The following is a 22188-nucleotide window of genomic DNA, read 5'->3' on the forward strand; positions in this document are numbered from 1 at the left end:
TGGGCGGTCGCCACTCTCGCTGTTAAAACGCGGGCGATAGGGTCGGTCACCACCCTCACGGTTGTAAGACGGACGGCTGTAATTGTTTTCTCTTTCAAATTTGTTGCCTGAATTCTCCTCATTGGAAGAATCGTCACGCCAAGTTTCGTTTTCTGTACTCATTGTTTTATTCGAATAAAATTAAACGTTGGCCTCACGGCCATTCTATTATCACTTTTATACCTTAATTATTATATATGTATGCTATAACTAACAATCGCCGGATTTAAAATGTTGGCTTCATTATCCGGCTAAATCTTATCTTTCTTTTTTAAATTCCTGTATATGTATGAGGAGTAATGACGCGCAATTCTTTCTTTATTTCCTCGCTCACATTCAGTTCCTCGATAAATTCTTTGATGGATGTCTCCGTAATGGCCTGATTGGTACGGGTTAATGCTTTCAATGCTTCATACGGATGCGGGTATGCTTCACGGCGCAGGATAGTCTGAATAGCCTCAGCCACCACACTCCAGCAATTATCCAAATCACGGTAAATGGCAGGTTCGTTCAACAACAATTTGCGCAAGCCCTTCAATGAACTCTGAATGGCAATCACGATGTGTCCGAACGGAACACCTACATTACGCAACACGGTTGAGTCTGTCAGGTCGCGTTGCAAACGGGATACCGGCAACTTCACAGCCAGGTGTTCCAGAATTGCACTGGCTATGCCCAGGTTACCTTCCGCGTTTTCAAAGTCAATCGGGTTCACCTTGTGCGGCATGGCACTGGAGCCCACTTCACCGGCTTTAATCTTCTGCTTGAAGTATTCCATAGAAATATACTGCCAGAAATCGCGGTTCATATCAATCATTACCGTATTGATGCGTTTCATGGCATCAAAAATGGCGGAAAGATTATCATAGTTGGAAATCTGCGTGGTGTATTCTTCGCGTTCCAATCCCAGCTTTCCGGCAACGAACTCATTTCCGAACACCTTCCAGTCAAACTCCGGATATGCAACGTGGTGTGCATTGTAATTTCCGGTGGCTCCACCGAATTTGGCCGTCAACGGACAAGCTTTCAACGTAGCCAACTGGCGTTCAAGACGATATACGAAAACCATCACCTCCTTACCCAAACGGGTGGGTGAAGCCGGTTGTCCGTGTGTTTTGGCAAGCATGGGGATATCAGCCCATTCTTCCGCATACGTGCGAAGTTGCGCTATCAACTCCTCAATCTGAGGATAATATACTTGTTCCAGCGCTTCCTTGATGGACAAGGGAACGGAAGTATTATTGATGTCCTGTGAAGTCAGTCCGAAATGAATAAACTCTTTGTAGTCATCCATTCCGCCCATCTTGTCAAACTCCTCTTTCAGGAAATATTCCACGGCTTTTACGTCATGGTTTGTCACACTCTCAATGTCTTTGATACGTTGCGCATCAGCTTCCGAGAAATTCCGGTAGATGTTTCTCAAAGTTTCGAACACACCTTTATCCACACCTTTCAGTTGGGGCAGAGGCAATTCGCACAGGGTAATGAAGTATTCCACTTCCACCTGCACACGGTATTTTATCAAAGCAAATTCTGAAAAATAGGACGCTAAAGCGTCTGTTTTTCCTCTATATCGACCGTCAATCGGAGAAATAGCTGTAAGTAAATCAAGTTCCATACGTGTATTTTGATAATTATCGAACTGCAAAATTAGCGTTTTTTTCTGAGTTACAAGCTATAAAGAGGTAAGAAAGTGCAGAAAGGTAGTTAACAGATAGAAATTTGCCCTACAAGATGAACTACAAACGAGACGCAATTCCCGTGTTCCGGGCATTTTCTTTGACAGGTAATGCTGTTTAAAGACCGTTTTTCATAACGGACAGCAGAAGAATAATATTTCCGTCGTAACATGAACCTAATTCAGTCGTATACTGAATAGGGTTAAGTCGTATACTGATTACACCCCCTCCCAGAAAGCGTTCTGGATGGGGGTGCAAACAACACGGAGTATTTGTATGACAAGTGCACATGCTGGATTTGAAAAGTTCAGACATTCCACTCTGTCATACCACTTTGAACTTTCCGGATACCCCCTTATTGCAATGGAGACAAAGTCAGATTAAAAGTAGAAAGAACCTTTTTCCCTGAATAAACAGTCACCGTGAAATCATATTTTCTGCCCTTCTCAAAGCCATTTTTACAAGAAAACTGCAATTCTGTTTTCTCGTATGGCTTCAGAACCGGCACGGTGGCAGAAGCAACGTTTATCAGTTTACCCTCTTTTTTATACTCTATCTTCACTGAAGCTTTTTGAGAAGTTACCTGTCCGAAGTTCTGTACTTCAATATGTCCGGTCATGCCTTTTCCCGACACCGCAAAAACAGGTGCACGAGCGGAAAGGATGGGTTCGATATAATCCACATACGGCAAACGGGCATAGCCATACAGCATTTTCCCGTTTTTATACTTACCAATCAGTTTCGGCGCAAATTCATCTTTCGTAATGCCATTCCCTTTTCCGTCGAAGGTAACAATCAGGTCATCACCATCATTTTCGGTTTTCAGCACTTTACTTCCCCGCCCATAATTCACTTCCTCGGAAGCACCAAAACGCAGGGAGTTCATGTCCATATCTGTTTGAGGATTGAATCCCTTTTCCGCTTTTACTTTCAAACGGATTGTCTTTGTCTTGGCAGTAATGGGCTTTTCGTCCAGAATAGTCAGTAATAACCCCGGATTCAGAGGGATGCCGATATTCTTTGAACTGTGGTTATCAAACGGTTTATCCTGCGGTTTCAAAGTATCAATCACGGCAAAGTTAGCCTGGATAGCACGGCCGTATTCATCCTGATACATTTTAATACGTTCGAACTTAAACCAGTCCTCCACACGCCCGTCTTCATGCACGGCAATTCCCGGAGTATAAGCCTCACCCGGGTCAGTCACCCAGTTCACCCCGTCCTTTGAGCGAAGATAAAAAGCGATACGCCCCAGCCAGTCATTCACAATCATATGATACTGAACATTATCACGCCAGATTACAGGGTCTTCAAAACGTCCGTCCACATCCGGATAGACACGCTTGTCAGTCAGTTGATTGTATTCAGAAAGGCCATCCTGACTAATCCAGATGCCACCACCCCGGCAAACCATCAGATAAGAACCGTCTTCACGCTGTGCAAATGACAAATTGGACAGCCCTTCGATAATACGGCGGTCACGTGCGTTGAAATCAAATTTTCCATATTCCCATTTTCCGTTCAGGTCGTTCGTCACGTAGCGACCGTCAATCACGTAGAGCACATAGCGCCCGTCCTTCAATTGGTACACTTCCGGATTGTGTCCTTTACCAATCATGTTGCGTAGTTTGAAGGGCCCCGTTTGATTATCACTGACTGCATTGAATACAAATGAATTAGGCCATTCGCCATGTCCTTTCGGAGAAGACTCCAACCAGCCGCAAACAAATAAATGATACTTGCCATCTTCGCCCTTCTTGATATTTCCACCCCAGTACGACCAGATACGGTCTTCAATACCGTTGTCAATATAGCGGGGAACAACACCTTTCACACCCCAAGTATCTGACGAAAACACCTTACCTTGCATCGGCAGAAAACGGTCTATAAAACGGGCCCCATCCACTAACTGACTCCATTCCCTGGGACGTTCGCGCTCTGTTATCTGCGCAGACAATGACATGTTGATACATAAAAGGCTAAATAGCAATAATCGAATTTGAAGTTTCATACTGTTTATTTTTAACGTGTTACAATATTAGTTTTTAATCAATCACCTTATAGCCCTTCCATCCATAATATGCACAAAACATGAAGCATACGAGCGGAACAATATAGGCTATCTGATAAAGATGTTCATTATGATGCATGATATAAGCGGTGAGTTGTGGCAGACAGGCATTTCCTACGATGGCCATGACAAGAAAAGCCGAACCGCTCTTGGTATCATCTCCCAAGTCATTCAAAGCCAAAGAGAATTGCGTAGGGTACATGATTGACATAAAGAAAGATACCGCCAGCATGGCGTACAAACCCACCATTCCGCCAAAAGTCATGATAACACCACACAGAACGATGTTCACCAGCGCATACAGGACAAGCATATTTTCAGGTTTAAACTTTATCATCAGGGCTGTACCTATCCAACGTCCCAACAAGAATGCCAGCATATAAAAGCCAAAGAATGTGGTTGCTTTACCCTCGGGCATCCCTGCATACGTGCAACAATAAACAAGAAAAAGACTATTGATTGCCGTCTGTCCGCCATTGTAAAAGAACTGAGCTATTACACCCCAGCGCAAATGAGAACGTTTCAACACCTTGAAATTAATAAGTTTGCCCTGTTTCTTTTCTTTCAGTTCTTCTCCCCCTATTTTGGGTAGACGGGAGAAAATAAAGACAATGGCAATCACCAGAAGAATGCCCGCCAAAATGAGATAAGGCAATTTCATAGCATCAGTTTCAAACTGGATATACCCTTCCCATCCTCCCGCATAATCAGCAGGAATAGTTTCACGTGTGTATTCTTGTCCGCTCAACACCAGTTTACTCAGGAACATGGCGGCAATAAATGCCCCCAAACCATTAAATGACTGAGCGAGATTTAATCTACGGGGTGCAGTTTGAGGATTTCCCAAGGCCGTTACATAAGGATTAGCAGCCGTTTCGAGAAAACACATACCAGTGGCAATGACAAAGAATATACCCAGGTATGCCCAATACTCCTTTATGGCAGCCGCCGGGAAGAACAATGCTCCGCCCGATGCCGCCAGCAACAAGCCAAAGATAACTCCGGCCTTATAACTGTATTTCTTCATGAACATGGCTATCGGGATGGGGAAAATAAAATAAGCCAGCCAATAGGCTGTCTCCGTGAACGATGCTTCAAAAGTATTCAACTCACAGGTTTTCATCAATTGCCGTATCATGGTTGGCAACAGATTGCTGCTGATAGCCCAGATAAAGAAGAGACTGAATATAAGCGTCAGGGCAACAGTGTATTTCTTTGTATTGGTATTCATTTTATAAGGTCAATGTGTTAATCGTAATTATTCCGACATATTTTTTATATAAGGCAACTCCATCAGGTTATTAAGCCGATAGAAGTTTCGGGCATTCTCCCCCAGGAACAGAGCCTTTTCTTCTTCCGTCATCAAGTCGGACTTGACAATGAAGTCGTAAGACATCCGATAAGTAATAGCTGCAATGGTTCTCGGATAGTCCGACCCCCACATCAGTTTTTCCATACCTACAAGTGAAGCAGCTTCCTTTATGGCAACCACAGCCCCCCGGAAAGGATAAAATTCATCATTAAACAACCAGGTGATACCACCGGACTCTATACGCACCCGTTCATGGCGAGCCAGTTTTATCTGCTCCTGCCATTGCGGTCGCGTCACCATACCGAAATGTCCTATGGCAATCCGAAGGCGCGGACATTCAGCAATAATTTCTTCCATTTCACCAACCTGTTCGGCACCATCGGCCAAGTCCACCGAAAGCAATACATCTTTTTCTTCCATCAGATGAAACATCCGCATCATTTCATCAGAAGTGAGATACACTCTGCCTTCAGACAATAATAGTCGTTGAGCCGGAATCTTTATTGCCTTGAAACCTTTTTCTATCAGCTCCTCAGCATGAGGAAAATAACCGGGCTTCCGTGCATCGACCATGCCGCAACACAAGAAGCGGTCGGGATATTGCTGCTGCACCTGCTCCAGATAGTCATTCTGCAAGCCGTCAATGTACTCTTGCGTAATCACTGCAGCGGAAACCTGTGCATAATTCATATTGGAAAGGAAGATTTCGGCTGTATTCCGCCCATCCATCATAAAGGGCGGAAGCATCTGGCGCACCTCACCCATGAACAAGGATTTCCCTCCTTCCATGGTTTTGATTTTCATGCCGTCCACCTCTGTATCCTGATGCAACCAGAGGTGGGCGTGAGCATCTATAATCTTATAATCCATACTTTCAGAATTTTACCAGAATACGGAATACCTTTCCCGGATTAGCAACCCAGCCTTCCAAAGCTTCTTTTGTTCGGTCGGGGGTATAAACCCCACTAATCAACCTTTCCACACCGGCAGAGGAGTGTTTCAGATATTCTATAACTGCACGGAAATCCTCGGGCATAGCATTGCGGGAACCACGAATATCCATCTCTTTCATCACAAAATACTTTGTTTCGAAAGAAGTCTCCTTCTTGGCATAACCAATACAAACCACCCGACCGGTAAAACCGACTTCATTAATTGCCATTTGATAAGTAACCGGAGCACCCACAGCTTCAATAATCACGTCAGGGCCAGCGCCTCCGGTAATTTCCTGCAAACGTGCATGAACATCTTCGGTTGCAGAGTTAACAGTATAGCGAGCACCCAACTCCTGAGCCAGCTTCAGCTTCTCATCATCCACATCCACAGCTATCACCCGGGCACCCCGCAATGCAGCACGGATAATCGCTCCCACGCCAATCATCCCACAACCAATAACCATCACTACATCAAGGTCTGTAACCTTGGCGCGGGAAACAGCATGAAACCCCACACTCATAGGTTCTACCAAAGCAAACTGGCGAAGCGTCAATACATCATCAGCAATCACCTTTTGCCAAGGCACCACTATATACTCGCACATGGCTCCGTCGCGTTGTACACCTAAAGTCTGATTAAACTGGCAAGCATTCGGACGCCCGTTACGGCAAGACGAACAATGCCCGCAATTCGTATATGGATTCACTGTGCAGGACATACCGGAATGAATATTCTCAGGCACCCCTGCACCTACAGCTTCCACCTGAGCTGCAATCTCATGCCCGGGAACAACCGGCAGCTTCACCATCGGATTCTTTCCAAGGTATGTATTCAAATCTGAGCCGCAAAACCCGACATAATGTATCTTTAGCAACACTTCACCGTCATGGAGCTGTGGTTTTTCTCTTTCTATGAGAGCGACATTGCGTTCTCCTAATATGGCTACTGCTTTCATTTCGTTTTTATTTAACTATTCAACCATGTATCCCTGAAACGGGGTTCCAGAATCTCCTTAACTTCTTTCAACAACTGTTCATCCAATGCCTCATCCGTCCATTTTATGTTTTGCAAAACAGCTCCCGGCCGGGCCGTACTGAACAGGGTTGTTGCAATCCGAGGATTAGACACCGCATACTTCACCGCCAATTGCTCAATTGCCTTGCCTTGCTCTTTGCAATATTGCGCAGCCTTCTTGCATAAATCCTGTAAAGGCTTAGGAGCCGGATGCCAGTCGGGAGCACCCCTTTCAGTGAGCAACCCCATCGAGAAGGGGGAAGCATTAATCACTCCAATTTCTTTTTCTTCGAAATAATCAAGATAGTCGGTCAGCGCATCATCATTGAGGCAATAGTGACAGAAAGACAAAACACTTTCCACTGTGCCAGCGGGTACATGGTCGATTACATATTTTAAATGACGCAGCGTCAGATTAGTTATACCTACATGTTTTACGATGCCTTTGTTTCGCAATTCCACCAAAGCCGGCAGTGTCTCCTGGCAGACCTGCGCCAAATCAGCAAACTCAATGTCGTGCACATTGATTAAATCAACGTAATCCACATTCAAGCGTTCCATGCTTTCATATACGCTCTCCGTAGCTTTCTTTGCAGAATAATCCCAGGTATTCACTCCGTTATCACCATAACGCCCCACTTTGGTGGAGAGATAATATCTGTCACGCTGAATTTCTTTCAAAGCTTTTCCCAATACGATTTCAGCCTTCAGATGCCCGTAATACGGAGACACATCGATGAAATTGATACCATTGTCTACGGCCGTATGCACAGCCTTTATACCCTCCTCTTCCTTTATAGAGTGGAAGACGCCACCAAGCGAAGAAGCTCCAAAGCTAATATTGGAGACTTTCATTCCTGTTTTTCCTATTTCTCTGTATTCCATTGTGATTAATTTTAAGATTTCATGCTCCAAAAGTATCTGTTTTCAATATATACAAGATTCCCCAGGTGTTAAAACCTTACGCAAAGGTTTGCGTAAATTCCCCGTTTTATTACCTTTGTCCACGTCCCGCCTTTCATTACTTTTGTTGCCGGACTCATTTATCCTGTTTATGCTATGGAAAAGAAAAGAAACATATCACTAAAAGAACTTGCAGCAGAATTGGGAGTATCCATCTCTACCGTTTCGCGTGCGCTAAAGAACAGTCCAGAAATAGGTGAAGAGATGCGGAAGAAAGTGAAAGCGCTGGCAAAAGAGCGGAACTATCGCCCGAACCCTTTCGCCATGAGCCTGTTGAAGAATACACCGCGGATAATAGGCATTATCGTCCCTGATATCGTCACTCATTATTATGCGTCTATCATCAGTGGCATTAATGACATGGCTCACAATAATGGCTATTCCACCATCATAACATCCTCCTACGAACAGTTTGAAAATGAAAAGAAATGCCTGGAAGACCTCATAAACCTCCGTGTGGAAGGAATCATCGCCTGCCTGTCACAGGAGACAACGGATTATTCGCACTTCGAAGCGCTAGTTGAACTGAATGTACCCTTAGTCTTTTTTGACCGGATATGCTTGACTGAAAAATTTTCTTCCGTAATTACCAATAACATAGAATCGGCACAGGAAGCTACTGAACACTTTCTGTCAACAGGTTCCAAACGTGTAGCTTTTATAGGCGGTGCTAATCACCTGGAGATAGTAAAACAACGAAAACATGGTTATCTGCAAGCTTTGCGTGAAAGGAAAATCCCAATTGAAAGACAACTGGTGTTTTGCAAGAAAATCGGATATGAGTCAGGATATGAAGGTGCTTGCCATTTACTCTCATTGCCTAATCCGCCGGACGCCATATTAGCCATGACAGACAGCCTTGCCTTCGGAGCAATGAAGGCCATAAAGGAATCCGGTTTGCACATCCCCAATGACATTGCTTTGATAGGATATACAGACGAAGCCCACTCCAACTACGTAGACCCACCATTGACAGCCGTAACTCACCAAACATACAAGATGGGAGAAACAGCTTGCGGACTTTTGCTCAGACAACTCAAAGGAATTGGTAATATAGAACAAGAGATGGTGCCGTGTATTCTTTCCGTCCGTGGCTCTTCCATCAAACAATGAATTAAAACAAAAATGGCCTCACAATCACTTGCAAGACCATTTAAAAACAACTAAGTGGGCGCTGAGGGATTCGAACCCCCGACCCTCTGGGTGTAAACCAGATGCTCTGAACCAGCTGAGCTAAGCGCCCTTTTGTTCGAAAGTGTATTGATATTTTTTGGTGGGCGCTGAGGGATTCGAACCCCCGACCCTCTGGGTGTAAACCAGATGCTCTGAACCAGCTGAGCTAAGCGCCCCTACACTTTCGTTTCAAAAGCGATGCAAAGGTACAGCTTATTTTGACATTACCAAAACATTTGCGAACTATTTTTTAAGAGAAACAGACAAAAATAGATGTAGTTATTGAAATTCAGCAATTTAACAATGAAACTTTTTTCTTCAAACAATCATCCATATAATGCCCGCTTTTCCTTCCCCGCTCACGGAAGAAGATAGCTTCCCGGTGGAAGCACTTTTTCTTTGCCACCAGGCAACACCACTACAGCAACAGTACCTTGCGGAACAACCACATGTATAGTCATCATACGGTTTTCTTTTTTTATATCAACTTTGATGTCCCCATAAAGGGTGGGTACCACTGCTGACGCCTCGTGCAATGCACCAAGCTGCGGAGCCACGCGAAAACACTTGAATCCGGGTTCAAGAGGTTCTATCCCACACAACTTCTGGCTCAATATGGTCAACGGACCACCACTCCATGCATGGTTGATAGTCCCTCCTCCAAAGCCATCAGCACCTATTCCCCAACCTTCAAATAAAGTCGTATAAGGATATGCCATCATTTTTGCATAACGGTTACGCATGCGTTCCAATGCAAAGTCCGGTTCACCCATCATGAATAGTGCCTCCAGAATGTATTTCTCCATATAAGGGCTGGCATGGTACTCCTTCTTTAAAACCTTCAGCAAGGCCTTGCGCCTGCCGACCGGCGCCAATCCGCTAACCACTGCCATAGCCTGAGAACGGTCGTCCGTCTCACCCTTGTAGGATTTGGAACGGTATGCCGTGCCAGTCCAGTAACGATGGTCAAAAGTTGAAGAAATACGTTTCATCATCTTGTCAATCAGGTTGGCATCATATTGCTTATGCAGATAAAGGGCAAACTCTTTCTCAGCTTTAAGGGCTAAATAGTACCAACAAGTGGTAAGAAGTTCCAAATCAATGTTCGCTCCCCAGTCACCCCAGTTCCAATCACCGGGACGGGGAACAGGAAATCCCTGCATATCCACCTCCCACACTTCGTGAAGATACTTCCGCAGCCCGTCATAAATCTTCGGAACAAAGGAGTAATCACCGCTATAGAATGCCTGCGTGTAGAATCCATACCAGCCGACAGAAGCAAGCATTTGTAAAGGAAGCTCCTTACACCAATTCAAGGAGGGAACCGGAGAGACAATAATGCCGTCCGGGCGTTGCCAATTCATCAACTCATAGATACCTTTGGTAGCCAATTGCCAACCTCGCGGGTCGAGCGCATAGAATGCTTCGCCCAGTTCGTTCACTTCATCTCCCCACCACTGCGCACGTTCACGGTCGGGACAATCCATGTAATTATCACGCATAGTGATATACAGGGTACGGGCGCTTCGCTTCCACAACTCAGTAAGAAAATCATCATTGCATGTAAAAGAGCCTTTTATATCAGCATTATAACCTGTTTCGCGATATTTAAGCCCCAGTACTTCTACTCCGGAAGGAATCACGTACAACATCTCATGACCGTTCATCCAGCCAAGGCTTTCATATTCCTGCTCTCCTTCACGAGTGACGTATTCCGCTCTTACATTGTTAGCACTGCCACCTGTATAGTTATCAGTCAGCATACCAATCAGCAATCCGGCGGGAGCTTTGACTTTCAGATAAGGAGTAACCTGACAGTTGTACGGCAAACGACAGCGAAGGGTGTCGCCGGTTTTATTCTTAACTACTTCCAGATAGTCCTTCAGCCCACTATCTTTCCACATCGGGATGGGGCGAAGTACTAATTTGCCAAACGGCAGTCTGTTCGGGAAAGCAATCTCAATGGAGGCCCCCAGTTGTCCGCTAAATCCCGGTAGATTCCAGCCTGCCAGTTCTTTACGTGCGTCGAAACGAATATTGCTTTCGGACAAACGGTAATTAGGGAATGGTGCTTCTGTATCCTGATAAGCTTGACAGACGCCGCATTGCCAAGTTTTATCACTAACAACGGTCACCCCCGCCGACTGGGCACTAAACAGTAATGCCGCCACACCGCTGTTCACATGACTAAATCCGTTCTTTCCGAAATGCCACACTAACAATGCTATGACATTTGTTCCTTTCGCCAGATAGGGCGCAATGTCTATCCGGTCATAGTAAGTCGCCCCGGGTGCAGGACCGCGTTTCAATCCGCCTTCAAAAACCACCATCTTGCCATTAATCCACAACCAGTATTTGGAGTCAACGGCAATACTCGCCATTAGTTCACCCGGAACATCAGTGACCTCCACAGTTTTGCGAAAACAAAGCCAGGTATTCGGCAGACTTTTACCATTACCAATCCATCTGGCTTGAGGAAGAAATTCATCTGCTGCTTTTACCTGCACGGCAACAGCAGAAATAAAAATAAGAATTAAAAGGAAGAGTTTTTTCATGTTTAAGACAGTATTTTGATTTAACGGATTTAAAGAAACGACTCCTGATTCATCATTCCGACCCTATCTTCCGAATCACCTTTGCCGGATTGCCTACCGCTACGCTATCAGAAGGAATATCTTTCGTCACCACGCTTCCGGCACCAATGATACAACGGTCGCCAATCGTCACCCCGGGACAGATAACTGCTCCGCCACCAATCCAACAGTCCTCTCCTATTGTCACGGGATAGGCATATTCTTTCGGAGTGCGGCGCTCTACATAGTCCATCGGATGTTGCGGAGTATAAATCTGCACACAGGGACCAACCAACGTATGAGCCCCGATTGTAATATAGCCACCATCCAGGAAAGTACAGTTCGTATTCACAAACACATGTTCACCCATCCGGATACCATCACCATGATCGCAATGGAAAGGCGGGCACACCACAGAAGTTTCAGGAATACCAGGTATCAGGTCCTCCAGCAATCCCCGGTAAGCCTCATCATAAGTGCTCAACTGCCGCATTCTTGCCAACAACTTCTTCGCATGCTCAAACTTCACCTGCACCTCCGGAGCGGACATATCCGCCAGTTGCGAACTCCGCATTTTCTCTACTTCATCCATATTTATTCCTGCCAATAAGCTATTTTAGTTTTTACCTGTCACAAAAATAAGAGATTAATTTCTGATTTCCAATGATATGAATAAAAAAGAGACAGCATAAACACCGGAAACATCCGGTATTTATGCTGTCTTCTCTATTCTGGTTGTTATACCTTATTATTTGTATTCCTGCCAGCTCTTGATCTGAATATCCTGCAGTTTCAGTTCACAGAACGCTTCAATGAAAGCACTTGCCAGACGGGCATTCGTAATCAACGGAATGTTATGGTCGATGGCACCACGGCGAATCTTATATCCATTCGTCAACTCACGCTTCGTATGGTTCTTCGGAATGTTGACAATCAAGTCGAACTTATGTTCGGCAATCATCTTCATCACGTTGTTTTCAGCATCAGGGCGTTCATCGGGCCAGTAAACGGCTTCGGTAGACACACCATGAGCATTGAGGAATGCTGCCGTACCTGCCGTCGCATAAATCTTATAGCCTTCATTGAAGAGCATGCGGCTGGACTCCAACAAATCTACTTTCGACTTCATGGCGCCGGAAGAGAACATCACACCCTTTTGGGGTATCTGGAAGCCTGTAGCAATCATCGCACTCAGCAATGCTTCTGAGAAGTCATCGCCGATGCACCCCACCTCACCGGTAGAAGACATATCCACACCCAGTACCGGGTCAGCCTTGTGCAGACGGGAGAATGAGAACTGAGAAGCCTTTACGCCAATCCAGTCAATATCGAATGCCGATTTGTCGGGACGAGTATAAGGAGCATCCAGCATGATGCGGGTAGCCGTTTCAATAAAGTTGCGTTTCAACACTTTAGACACGAACGGGAAACTGCGTGAAGCACGAAGGTTACACTCGATTACCTTCACCTCATTGTTGCGTGCCAGGAACTGGATATTGAACGGACCGGAGATATTAAGTTCTTTTGCAATCTGACGACTAATCTTCTTGATACGGCGTGCAGTAGCAAAGTAAATCTTCTGTGCCGGGAACACCAGCGTAGCGTCACCGGAGTGTACACCTGCAAACTCCACATGTTCGGAGATGGCATACTCTACCACTTCACCGTTTTGTGCAACAGCATCAAACTCAATTTCTTTCGTATTCTGTAAGAATTGAGATACCACCACCGGATATTCTTTGGATACTTCGGCAGCCATCTGCAAGAAGTTTTCCAGTTCTTCTTCATCATAGCACACATTCATTGCTGCGCCCGAGAGCACATACGACGGACGAACCAACACCGGATAACCCACTTTCCCAACGAAATCTTTCACAGCCTCCAGACTGGTAAGCGCTTGCCATGCCGGCTGGTCGATGCCCAGTTGATCGAGCATTGCAGAGAACTTGTTGCGGCTCTCGGCACGGTCGATAGAGATTGGTGAAGTTCCCAAGATGGGCACTGACTGACGGTGCAGCTTCATGGCCAAGTTATTCGGAATCTGTCCGCCTACGGATACGATTACGCCGCGGGGTTGTTCCAAGTCGATTACATCGAGTACACGTTCAAAAGAAAGTTCGTCGAAGTAAAGGCGATCGCACATATCATAGTCCGTAGATACGGTTTCGGGGTTGTAGTTAATCATGATGGACTTGTATCCCAGTTTGCGTGCCGTCTGCACAGCATTCACCGAACACCAGTCGAACTCTACGGAAGAACCGATACGGTAAGCACCGGAGCCCAGAACAACCACCGACTTTTCATTCTTATAATAATTCACATCGTAACCCTGAACGGCATACGTCATGTACAGGTAGTTCGTCAGTTCGGGATGTTCGGAAGCTATCGTATTGATACGTTTTACAGCCGGAAGAATGCCGAGCTCTTTACGACGGGCACGTACCATCAGGTTTTCCTTCTCCATATTACCTGACGGCTCGAGCACGAAACGCGCAATCTGGAAGTCAGAGAAACCGAGTACTTTTGCTTCACGCAGCACGTCGGCCGGAATATCCTCCACCTTATTATATTGAGAGAGCTTCAACTTATAGTCAACAATGTTTTTCAACTTGCCAAGGAACCAGGGGTCAATCTTAGTCAGGTCGAAAATACGGTCTATCGTATAACCACTTTCCAAAGCCTGGGCAATGGCGAACACGCGCAAGTCCGTAGGGCGTGAAAGTTCGCGGTCCAAGTCGTCGAAGTGCAGGTCGTTACCAACGAATCCGTGCATTCCCTGGCCAATCATACGCAAACCTTTCTGGATAATTTCTTCGAAAGAACGTCCGATAGACATGATTTCGCCTACCGACTTCATGCTGGAACCGATTTCGCGGCTAACGCCTACGAACTTCGTCAAGTCCCAACGAGGAATTTTACAAATCAGGTAGTCCAGTTGCGGAGCCAGATATGCAGAGTTCGGAGTTCCCATTTCGCCAATCTGGTCGAGCGTATAGCCCAGCGCAATCTTGGCGGCAACGAATGCCAACGGATACCCCGTAGCCTTAGATGCCAAAGCAGAAGAACGGGACAGACGGGCGTTCACCTCAATCACGCGGTAATCATTGGTTTCGGCATTGAATGCGTACTGAATGTTACATTCGCCCACGATGCCCAGATGGCGGATACATTTGGTAGAAAGGTCTTGCAACATCTTCACCTGTTCGTCGGTCAGTGAACAGGTCGGAGCAACTACGATAGACTCTCCGGTATGGATGCCCAGCGGGTCGAAGTTTTCCATGCTTGCTACTGTGAAACAGTGGTCGTTCGCATCACGAATTACCTCGAATTCAATTTCTTTCCAGCCTTTCAGAGACTCTTCTACAAGAATTTGTTTAGAGAAAGCGAAGGAGCTTTCAGCCAGTTTCAAGAATTCTTCCTTATCCTGACAGATACCGCTACCCAAACCGCCCAGTGCATAAGCGGAACGAACCATTACCGGGAAACCGATACGTTCGGCGGCTGCAATGGCATCTTCCATACTCTCTACAGCCTGGCTGACGGGAGTCTTCATTTCAATTTCATCCAGTTTCTTCACGAAGAGGTCACGGTCTTCTGTATACATGATGGCTTCTACCGAAGTTCCCAATACGCGCACGCCGTACTTGTTCAGGATGCCGCTTGTATACAACTCAGCACCGCAGTTCAGAGCTGTTTGACCGCCAAATGCCAACAGAATGCCATCAGGACGTTCTTTCTTGATGATTTCTTCCACGAAATAAGTGGTAACCGGCAAGAAGTAAACCTGATCTGCAATACCTTCCGATGTTTGGATGGTAGCAATATTGGGATTTACCAATACTGAACTGATACCTTCTTCGTGCAGAGCTTTCAAAGCCTGCGAACCGGAATAGTCAAACTCCCCGGCCTGACCGATCTTGAGTGCACCTGAGCCCAAGACCAACACTTTCTTCAAATTCTTTTCCATATATTCTCTTGTTGTCTATTTAAGTTTCTTCCTATACGTTCGGGCACAAAAAAAATGCGTTACCCGTAAAAGGATTAACGCATTACCAAAGAACTAACAATATCATTTTCAGAGAAGAAGAAATCATCGGCTAACGAATGAAATTCATTCGAACGCAGATTATATTTGATTCTCTTCCCGTGTTGCTGCATCGTCGTTTTAAAATTTGTGCAAAGTAACGACTTATTTGCGAGACAAACAAATTATCAGAAGAAGTTTTTTCGACTAAGGCTCTTCTTAATAAAAGGATTTATTAAAAGAAGAAGTAGGAACCATTTCACCTTCTTGGCCTATTTTTCTAACTTCCCTATACCCAGATTGAATAATTAGCCTTAATCAATCTTCTATTATATTCTCTTCTTTATTATCATCGACAGTCTCTGATTTTTCACTCCCCCCTTTTAAGAAAGCAGTAGGTGTTACACCGAATTGTTTTTTAAAACATTTACTGAAGTAAAAAGGATCATTTATCCCGACCTGATAGGAAATTTCCGAAATATTATAATTACCTTCTTGTAAAAGCTCCGTTGCCTTCCTCATACGCACGGTACGCATATACTCATTAGGTGAGTAGCCGGTTAATCCTCTTACTTTACGATAGAAAATGGAACGTCCCAATCCCATGATAGATGCAAATTCGTCAATAGAGAAATCTGCATTGGCAATTTGAGATTGCATAACCCTCTCCATTTTCTCTACAAAAAGTTTATCCTTATCAGAAGTACAAATAGTCAGGCGTGTTGCTTGCGGGTCGTTTGAAAACTTCTCACGCAACTTTTCACGCTGTTCCAGTAACTTAATGACACGAACCAGCAACAACCGGGTACTGAACGGCTTGGTAATATAAGCATCCGCGCCACATTCCACTCCCTTCAAATGATTATCCGACGAACTGAGCGCCGTTAACAGAATGATAGGAATATGGCTGGTACTGAAATCGTCTTTCAAGCGCTTAGTCAGTTCAAAACCCGAATAGCGTGGCATCAGTACATCACTGATAATCAAATCAGCATCATAAGTTCGCGCACGTTCCAATCCCGACTCACCATCTGATTCGGTGACTACTTCAAAATATGTACTTAGCTCTTTTTTAAGGAATTCACGGACATCGTTGTCATCTTCTATAATTAGGACTTTACTCTTATTCAAAGGGACAGTTATCGATACCTCGTCATCATCTCCCGATTTATCATGGTCTATTACAACTTCGGCTAAACGCTTTTCCGCTTTTGCTTCCTCTTCCAGCAATACATTATTAACAATGAGGAAGTCCTCCTTTCCAAATACGGAAATATCAGTAGGCAATGTCACGATAAAGATAGAACCACCTTGAGGGTTTTCCTCATATGAAACGGTACCTTTATGCACGCTTACCAGTTCATGTGTAAGATGCAATCCTATCCCAATACTGTCCCCAGAGAAGCTACTCTGCATGAATCTTTTAAATAGTTCTTTACGTTTTTCTTTGGGTACTCCGACACCAGTATCCGATACCTTTATTTGCAATGTGTGTGCCACTTCGTCCACTGTTACCACTAATTCTATTTTTCCCTCCGAAGGAGTATATTTAAAGGCATTTGACAAAATGTTATAGGTCACTTTATCAATGTTACCTTTATCTATAAACATTTTATAGGCAGGTGTTGAAGGTAAAAAACGAAAGTCCATATTCTTAGACTCTGCCACATCCTTGAAACTAAGGAATATTTCGTATAAGAAAGCAATAACATCCGTCTCTTCCAATGAAAGCCGTAGTTTGTTGTTCTGCATTTTGCGGAACTCTAACAGTTGGTTGATAAGGCGAAGTAGACGTTTTGTACTCTTTTCCATTACTTTGATGGAATAATTCATTTCTTTGGGTACTTTGCCTCCATAACATATATGCTCCAATGCCCCCTGTATCAAAGTCAACGGTGTACGAAATTCATGAGAAATATTAGTAAAAAATGCCAGTTTGTATTCCGTAAGTTGCTTTTCCAATTTTATTTTATTCCGGAGTGCACTTATGTTATGCACTGTACGATAAATAATATACAGCATGATAGCTATCAACAGAAAATAAATCAGATATGCCCATCCCGTTTTCCAAAAAGGAGGAAAGACCACAATTTTCATGACAGATGCCTGGTCACTCCATAGTCCGGAAGCATTACATGCCTTCACATGCAGATAATAAGTGCCGGGAGGTAAGTTTTTGTAAGCAGCGAAGTTCAATGAAGACGGACTACTCCAATCCTTGTCGTAGTTCTCCAGCCAATATCTGAATTTAGATAAATCGCTTCCCATATAGTCGAAAGTGGAAAACTCTAATACGAAAGAATTTTGAAAGTGCTGCAGATTAATCTCCGAAATATAGGCGACGGAGGATTTTATCGGGGAATCAGGATTATCCGGATTAACAGAAATGCCATTCAACTTCAAATCAGTAAAGGTTATCGGATACATTGGAGATGCTTTCTCTATAAAACGCGGATCTATAACCGTAAACCCAAAGTTGGTTCCGAAAACCAGGCGCCCGTCTTGTAACCGGATAGCACAATCTTCGCTATATACATTACCCAACATATTGCTGGAAAAAAAGTAGTTTTCAAATGTTCCGGCTTCCGGATTGAAACAGGAAATTCCATATTCGGTTGTAATCCAAATCATGCCATCGAGATCTTCATTAAATGCCTGTACCACATTATCTACCAACCCGTCGGATGTATCATAGTGGGTGAATTCCAGTTCACCATAGTCTCCCCTGAGGTTGCACGTTGCGAAACCTGCACCTGACTCGGCCACCCAAATACGCCCTTTAGAATCTTGCATAATACTTTTTATCTCATTACTATACAAGTTACCTTTATCGAAAGTATAGTGGTAATAGGCTTCCGCATTTTTTAGTAGCTCCTCCGGATCGAAAACAAAAACACCGTCATTGGTGCCAAGTCATATCCATCCATTGACATCTTCACATAATACTCTAATCCGGCGCTGTCCATAAGTACTGTTGAAGAAATGACGGAATGTATAACCGTCTTTACCTTTTATAGCCAGATTCAGACCTCCACCAAATGTGCCAACCCACATCCTGTCTTTCCTATCTCTAAGAATACAAAATATTTGATCAATAGATATGGATGAAGTATCTGCATCGTCATGTGTATAATAGCGGTCTCCCACCAATAGGCCATTACCACGAAATGCATACCATTTTGTACCGGAAGCATCTTCTGCCACGTCGTATATATTGTTACCGAAAAACTTTTTAGAACTTTGTATACTGAAATCTTTATTATACGTCAAAAGTTCCCCACCACGTGTTCCTACAATAGCATTCCCATCTTTCGTCAAAGAGAGCATACGAACAGCATTGGTACGATCAATGTCCGTATCACCCATTGGGAAAATTCGTAAAGCACCTTTATTTATAATTTGCAGGCAGGATGCTCCCGTAAATTCCGCACTTACCCAGATATTACCCGAACGATCTTCATATACAGATTGCAAGAAATTGGAACCAATGGGCGTAACCGTATTGTCCGCATTCGCAGTAAAGTGAGAAGTTTGCCCTGTTTTCAAATCATAAGTGTACAATCCGTTTCCGTAGGTTGCTATCCACAAAATATCACGGGAATCATGATATATATAATACCGTTCCTCATCAATAAGGCCGATTTTCTCTTTCGCCATCACCTGAAACTCTTTTATAGCACCGGTTTGAGCATGGATATAGTATAACTTTCCCGTATTATTCTTTAACCAATAGTTTTGTTTGTTATCCTGAATAACGGTGGCGTTTGGTACATTGTATACAGCATCCGCTTTTCCTAATCTTAATGTTTGAAAATCAAAACTATATCCTCCTTTATTTGTAAAGACTATCCATTGATTATTCAAGGCTAACACTCCCGTGAGTTTTAAATCAGAATTATTAGGCAACCCGGCAATTTGCTTTATCCCTTTAGATGTTTCATACATAAAGAAACACCCATCTGAAGAGAGAGCAAAGGTACGTCCCTGATAAGAGTGTATTTCCAAGAATGCTTTCTTTATATCCGTATCATGCAATGATGTATGATCCCAGTAATATAGACCTTTACGGGTAGCCATCCATACCCAACCCTCTGCTCCCTGCTTCAGAGAAACTATTACATTGGAATCTAATCCGTTGGATTGATTAAAGGCAACAGATGAGAAAGAACCGTCTTTATAGGATATTTTGCGGCATCCGCTATCTCCCCATAGCCATACATCCTGATTGTCTTGTAAAGAAATAAAGTCATATTGATTCATGTATTCACCACAACCGGTAAAGTCGACGAAACAATTTTTTCTCAGATCATAGCAACTAATATTTTTTGCATGAGTAGTGATCCATAAGAATCCATTTTTATCTTCTACCAGATTTTTAACACGATGGTCCACTAATGAAAGCGATGTATCTTTTTGAGGTCGGAAAGTAATGAAGGAATTCCCATCATAACGGCTTAATCCGTTTTGGGTACCCATCCAAATAAAACCCTTACTATCCTGATAAATACAACGGACTGAGTTGTTCGCTAATCCATTGGAAGTGGTTAGACGTATCGAACGGACCTCTATGGCTGAATATAGTTCCATCTGTAATCCTACGATAGATAACAAAAACATCAGTATGTATTTCTTCATATTCCTATTTCCATTAGATCAAGATTGATCGCAAAGATAACAAAAAAAGGATACTCCAAAAACGGAGTATCCTCAATTTTAGCTTAAAAAACAATCCTTACCTATTCTATATAACCTTCATTTTGTTTATATAACCCAGGGGTTACATTAAGCTGATTCAATGGAATGGGATATAAATAACGTCCTTCCTTTATATAACTTTTGCTTGTTCCGGTTGGATTGTTATATCGGTCGAGCATATTTTCCGTATCGATCTTCCATGTTCCGTAACGTACCTGATCAAACCAACGGATGCCTTCACCCAATAACTCAATCCTGCGCTCACGTTTGATATAATTCAAAGCTTCCCCTGCACTCACATTAGTCGGCACGACATCACAACCTGCCCTTTGACGAATATCGTTTACATATCCCATAGCCTCTGCAATCTTACCTTCTTCAATCAATAATTCAGCATACATCAACTGCATATCTTCCAAACGAAGAATCGGAAAGTTTACCGGCCAGTCATTATCGTCTATCATAGACGCTTCAGGAGTCAGAGAAAGCCCCAAAGATGCAATCTTAGGTTTGGAAGGCATGAATTTATAGATGATAGTTTTTGAGTAAACATCTTTAGTAATCCCGTCTACCGTTACACTTTCCTTATCATTGGTGTAAGTCTGGATACTACCTTCTCCCTGGAAACCTAAAAGAATAGAATAGTCATCCCCTCTCAGATCTTTATTGCCATCTGCAAACGTTTTTTCAAATTCATACATCAGGCTTTTTTCAACATAAATCTGATTACCGAATATTTTTCTGCCTGTAAGAGAAGCCGGCAACTGCGGACCAAAGTTAAACAATGACGAGTTACCCGTACCACCGGCGCGATACTGAATAGCGAATATAGAATACTTATTGTAGTACTCCTCACTTGGCATCCATTGCTTCCTCCATTCATTTATATCGGCTGCCCAATACTTGTTATTATTTTTAGCATAACTCAATACTTCTGTCAGGTATTTCTTAGCTTCAGTTTTAGCAGAGACCTCATTGAAAGGATAACCGGCAAGCGTCATGTACACACGTGCCAACATCGCATTGGCTGCCATTTTGTGGGCACGTCCTTTAGCAAGTGATATTGCCTTTCCATTGGCATCTACCAACTTTTCGGAAAGTGGCAGATTCAGCGCTTCTTTCAAATCGGGAATAACCACTTGATTAATGATATCAAGTGCCGGAGATTGACCTACAGTCTTTACTTCTGCCGAACTCAAAGGAGCAGTAATCATCGGAATATTACCGAACAGACGTGCCAATTCGAAATAAGCCCATCCCCTCAGGAAGTGTGCTTCATTCAAAAACTGCAACCTGACTGTTTCATCATTGAACGTAGCATTGGGTATTTTACTCAATGCCATATTGGCATCGTAGATCACTTTATACCAAGTGTTCCAGGCATCATTGAAGGTAGCAATCCCATTCGTAGCCCTAAATGTTCCGATCTCAGAATAGTCCCGGGCTCCGTCTGTTGTAGGATTTACCCAAGCATTATCTGAACGGCATTCCGACATATATAAATATTCGTAGTTAGTCAGTTGTCTCAAACCGGCATAGATACCAATGATACCTTGCTCCGACTGGGCGGCAGTCTGATAGAAACCGTCAGTTCCCATAAGGTCGGCCGGTGGATTATCCAAATAATCATCGCATGATACAGTAGCGAGCATTAAAGCACCGATATAAAATATATTTTTCAGTTTAAACATAAGAATCAAATTTAAAAG

General features: G+C 43.8%; 13 protein-coding genes, 2 tRNA genes and 1 pseudogene. 1 reads left to right on the forward strand and 15 read right to left on the reverse strand.

What is annotated here, in order from left to right; translation table 11 throughout:
• The 7 genes and pseudogenes from QZ135_RS19130 to QZ135_RS19160 form a co-directional block, all read right to left on the reverse strand.
• Nucleotides 1-162, reverse strand: a pseudogene (locus QZ135_RS19130) (pseudouridine synthase); the annotation flags it as partial.
• 148 nt (nt 163-310) lie between these two features.
• Complete coding sequence (gene purB, locus QZ135_RS19135; protein ID WP_294613032.1) at nt 311-1657, reverse strand: adenylosuccinate lyase; 1347 nt, start codon at nt 1655-1657, stop codon at nt 311-313.
• Nucleotides 1658-2073: 416 nt separating this feature from the next.
• Nucleotides 2074-3729, reverse strand: coding sequence for a glycoside hydrolase family protein (locus QZ135_RS19140; protein ID WP_294613035.1), 1656 nt, complete (start codon nt 3727-3729; stop codon nt 2074-2076).
• Between the two features lie 34 nt (nt 3730-3763).
• Nucleotides 3764-5020, reverse strand: coding sequence for an L-fucose:H+ symporter permease (fucP, locus tag QZ135_RS19145; RefSeq protein WP_294613038.1), 1257 nt, complete (start codon nt 5018-5020; stop codon nt 3764-3766).
• Between the two features lie 27 nt (nt 5021-5047).
• Nucleotides 5048-5971 carry an amidohydrolase family protein gene (locus QZ135_RS19150; protein WP_294613041.1) on the reverse strand — a complete coding sequence of 308 codons (924 nt, stop codon included), beginning with the start codon at nt 5969-5971 and terminating at the stop codon, nt 5048-5050.
• A gap of 4 nt (nt 5972-5975) precedes the next feature.
• Nucleotides 5976-6992: a zinc-binding alcohol dehydrogenase family protein gene (locus tag QZ135_RS19155; RefSeq protein WP_294613044.1), complete on the reverse strand. Its 1017-nt coding sequence runs from the start codon at nt 6990-6992 to the stop codon at nt 5976-5978.
• An 11-nt stretch (nt 6993-7003) separates the two neighbouring features.
• Nucleotides 7004-7936 (reverse strand): aldo/keto reductase, encoded by a 933-nt coding sequence (locus tag QZ135_RS19160; RefSeq protein ID WP_294613047.1) that lies wholly within the window; start codon nt 7934-7936, stop codon nt 7004-7006.
• A 174-nt stretch (nt 7937-8110) separates the two neighbouring features.
• Here QZ135_RS19160 and QZ135_RS19165 point away from each other — a divergent pair, with 174 nt between their 5' ends.
• Nucleotides 8111-9127, forward strand: a complete 1017-nt coding sequence (locus tag QZ135_RS19165; RefSeq protein ID WP_294613050.1) for a LacI family DNA-binding transcriptional regulator — start codon at nt 8111-8113, stop codon at nt 9125-9127.
• 55 nt (nt 9128-9182) lie between these two features.
• Here QZ135_RS19165 and QZ135_RS19170 read toward each other — a convergent pair.
• The 8 genes from QZ135_RS19170 to QZ135_RS19200 form a co-directional block, all read right to left on the reverse strand.
• Nucleotides 9183-9257, reverse strand: a tRNA-Val gene (locus tag QZ135_RS19170).
• A gap of 28 nt (nt 9258-9285) precedes the next feature.
• Nucleotides 9286-9363 (reverse strand) — tRNA-Val (locus tag QZ135_RS19175).
• 183 nt (nt 9364-9546) lie between these two features.
• Nucleotides 9547-11742, reverse strand: coding sequence for an alpha-L-rhamnosidase C-terminal domain-containing protein (locus QZ135_RS19180; protein ID WP_294613053.1), 2196 nt, complete (start codon nt 11740-11742; stop codon nt 9547-9549).
• Between the two features lie 52 nt (nt 11743-11794).
• On the reverse strand, nt 11795-12352 hold the full coding sequence (locus QZ135_RS19185) for a sugar O-acetyltransferase (RefSeq protein ID WP_294613056.1): 558 nt from the start codon (nt 12350-12352) through the stop codon (nt 11795-11797).
• 156 nt (nt 12353-12508) lie between these two features.
• The gene (gene carB, locus QZ135_RS19190; RefSeq protein ID WP_294613058.1) at nt 12509-15727 is read right to left on the reverse strand and encodes a carbamoyl-phosphate synthase (glutamine-hydrolyzing) large subunit; all 3219 of its coding nucleotides are present in this window, start codon (nt 15725-15727) and stop codon (nt 12509-12511) included.
• A 375-nt stretch (nt 15728-16102) separates the two neighbouring features.
• Nucleotides 16103-18577, reverse strand: a complete 2475-nt coding sequence (locus QZ135_RS24970; RefSeq protein WP_308757900.1) for an ATP-binding protein — start codon at nt 18575-18577, stop codon at nt 16103-16105.
• A 120-nt stretch (nt 18578-18697) separates the two neighbouring features.
• Nucleotides 18698-20419: a two-component regulator propeller domain-containing protein gene (locus QZ135_RS24975; protein ID WP_308757899.1), complete on the reverse strand. Its 1722-nt coding sequence runs from the start codon at nt 20417-20419 to the stop codon at nt 18698-18700.
• A gap of 101 nt (nt 20420-20520) precedes the next feature.
• Nucleotides 20521-22170 carry a RagB/SusD family nutrient uptake outer membrane protein gene (locus tag QZ135_RS19200; RefSeq protein WP_294613061.1) on the reverse strand — a complete coding sequence of 550 codons (1650 nt, stop codon included), beginning with the start codon at nt 22168-22170 and terminating at the stop codon, nt 20521-20523.
• Nucleotides 22171-22188 lie beyond the last annotated feature (18 nt).

This window comes from uncultured Bacteroides sp. (assembly GCF_905207245.1).
Taxonomy (GTDB): Bacteria; Bacteroidota; Bacteroidia; order Bacteroidales; family Bacteroidaceae; genus Bacteroides.

Bases quoted from the DNA above. Each gene is read 5' to 3' on its own strand.
- purB (WP_294613032.1), bottom strand. From the start codon at position 1,657: ATGGAACTTGATTTACTTACAGCTATTTCTCCGATTGACGGTCGATAT.
- QZ135_RS19140 (WP_294613035.1), bottom strand. From the start codon at position 3,729: ATGAAACTTCAAATTCGATTATTGCTATTTAGCCTTTTATGTATCAAC.
- fucP (WP_294613038.1), bottom strand. From the start codon at position 5,020: ATGAATACCAATACAAAGAAATACACTGTTGCCCTGACGCTTATATTC.
- QZ135_RS19150 (WP_294613041.1), bottom strand. From the start codon at position 5,971: ATGGATTATAAGATTATAGATGCTCACGCCCACCTCTGGTTGCATCAG.
- QZ135_RS19155 (WP_294613044.1), bottom strand. From the start codon at position 6,992: ATGAAAGCAGTAGCCATATTAGGAGAACGCAATGTCGCTCTCATAGAA.
- QZ135_RS19160 (WP_294613047.1), bottom strand. From the start codon at position 7,936: ATGGAATACAGAGAAATAGGAAAAACAGGAATGAAAGTCTCCAATATT.
- QZ135_RS19165 (WP_294613050.1), top strand. From the start codon at position 8,111: ATGGAAAAGAAAAGAAACATATCACTAAAAGAACTTGCAGCAGAATTG.
- QZ135_RS19180 (WP_294613053.1), bottom strand. From the start codon at position 11,742: ATGAAAAAACTCTTCCTTTTAATTCTTATTTTTATTTCTGCTGTTGCC.
- QZ135_RS19185 (WP_294613056.1), bottom strand. From the start codon at position 12,352: ATGGATGAAGTAGAGAAAATGCGGAGTTCGCAACTGGCGGATATGTCC.
- carB (WP_294613058.1), bottom strand. From the start codon at position 15,727: ATGGAAAAGAATTTGAAGAAAGTGTTGGTCTTGGGCTCAGGTGCACTC.
- QZ135_RS24970 (WP_308757900.1), bottom strand. From the start codon at position 18,577: ATGCAAGATTCTAAAGGGCGTATTTGGGTGGCCGAGTCAGGTGCAGGT.
- QZ135_RS24975 (WP_308757899.1), bottom strand. From the start codon at position 20,419: ATGAAGAAATACATACTGATGTTTTTGTTATCTATCGTAGGATTACAG.
- QZ135_RS19200 (WP_294613061.1), bottom strand. From the start codon at position 22,170: ATGTTTAAACTGAAAAATATATTTTATATCGGTGCTTTAATGCTCGCT.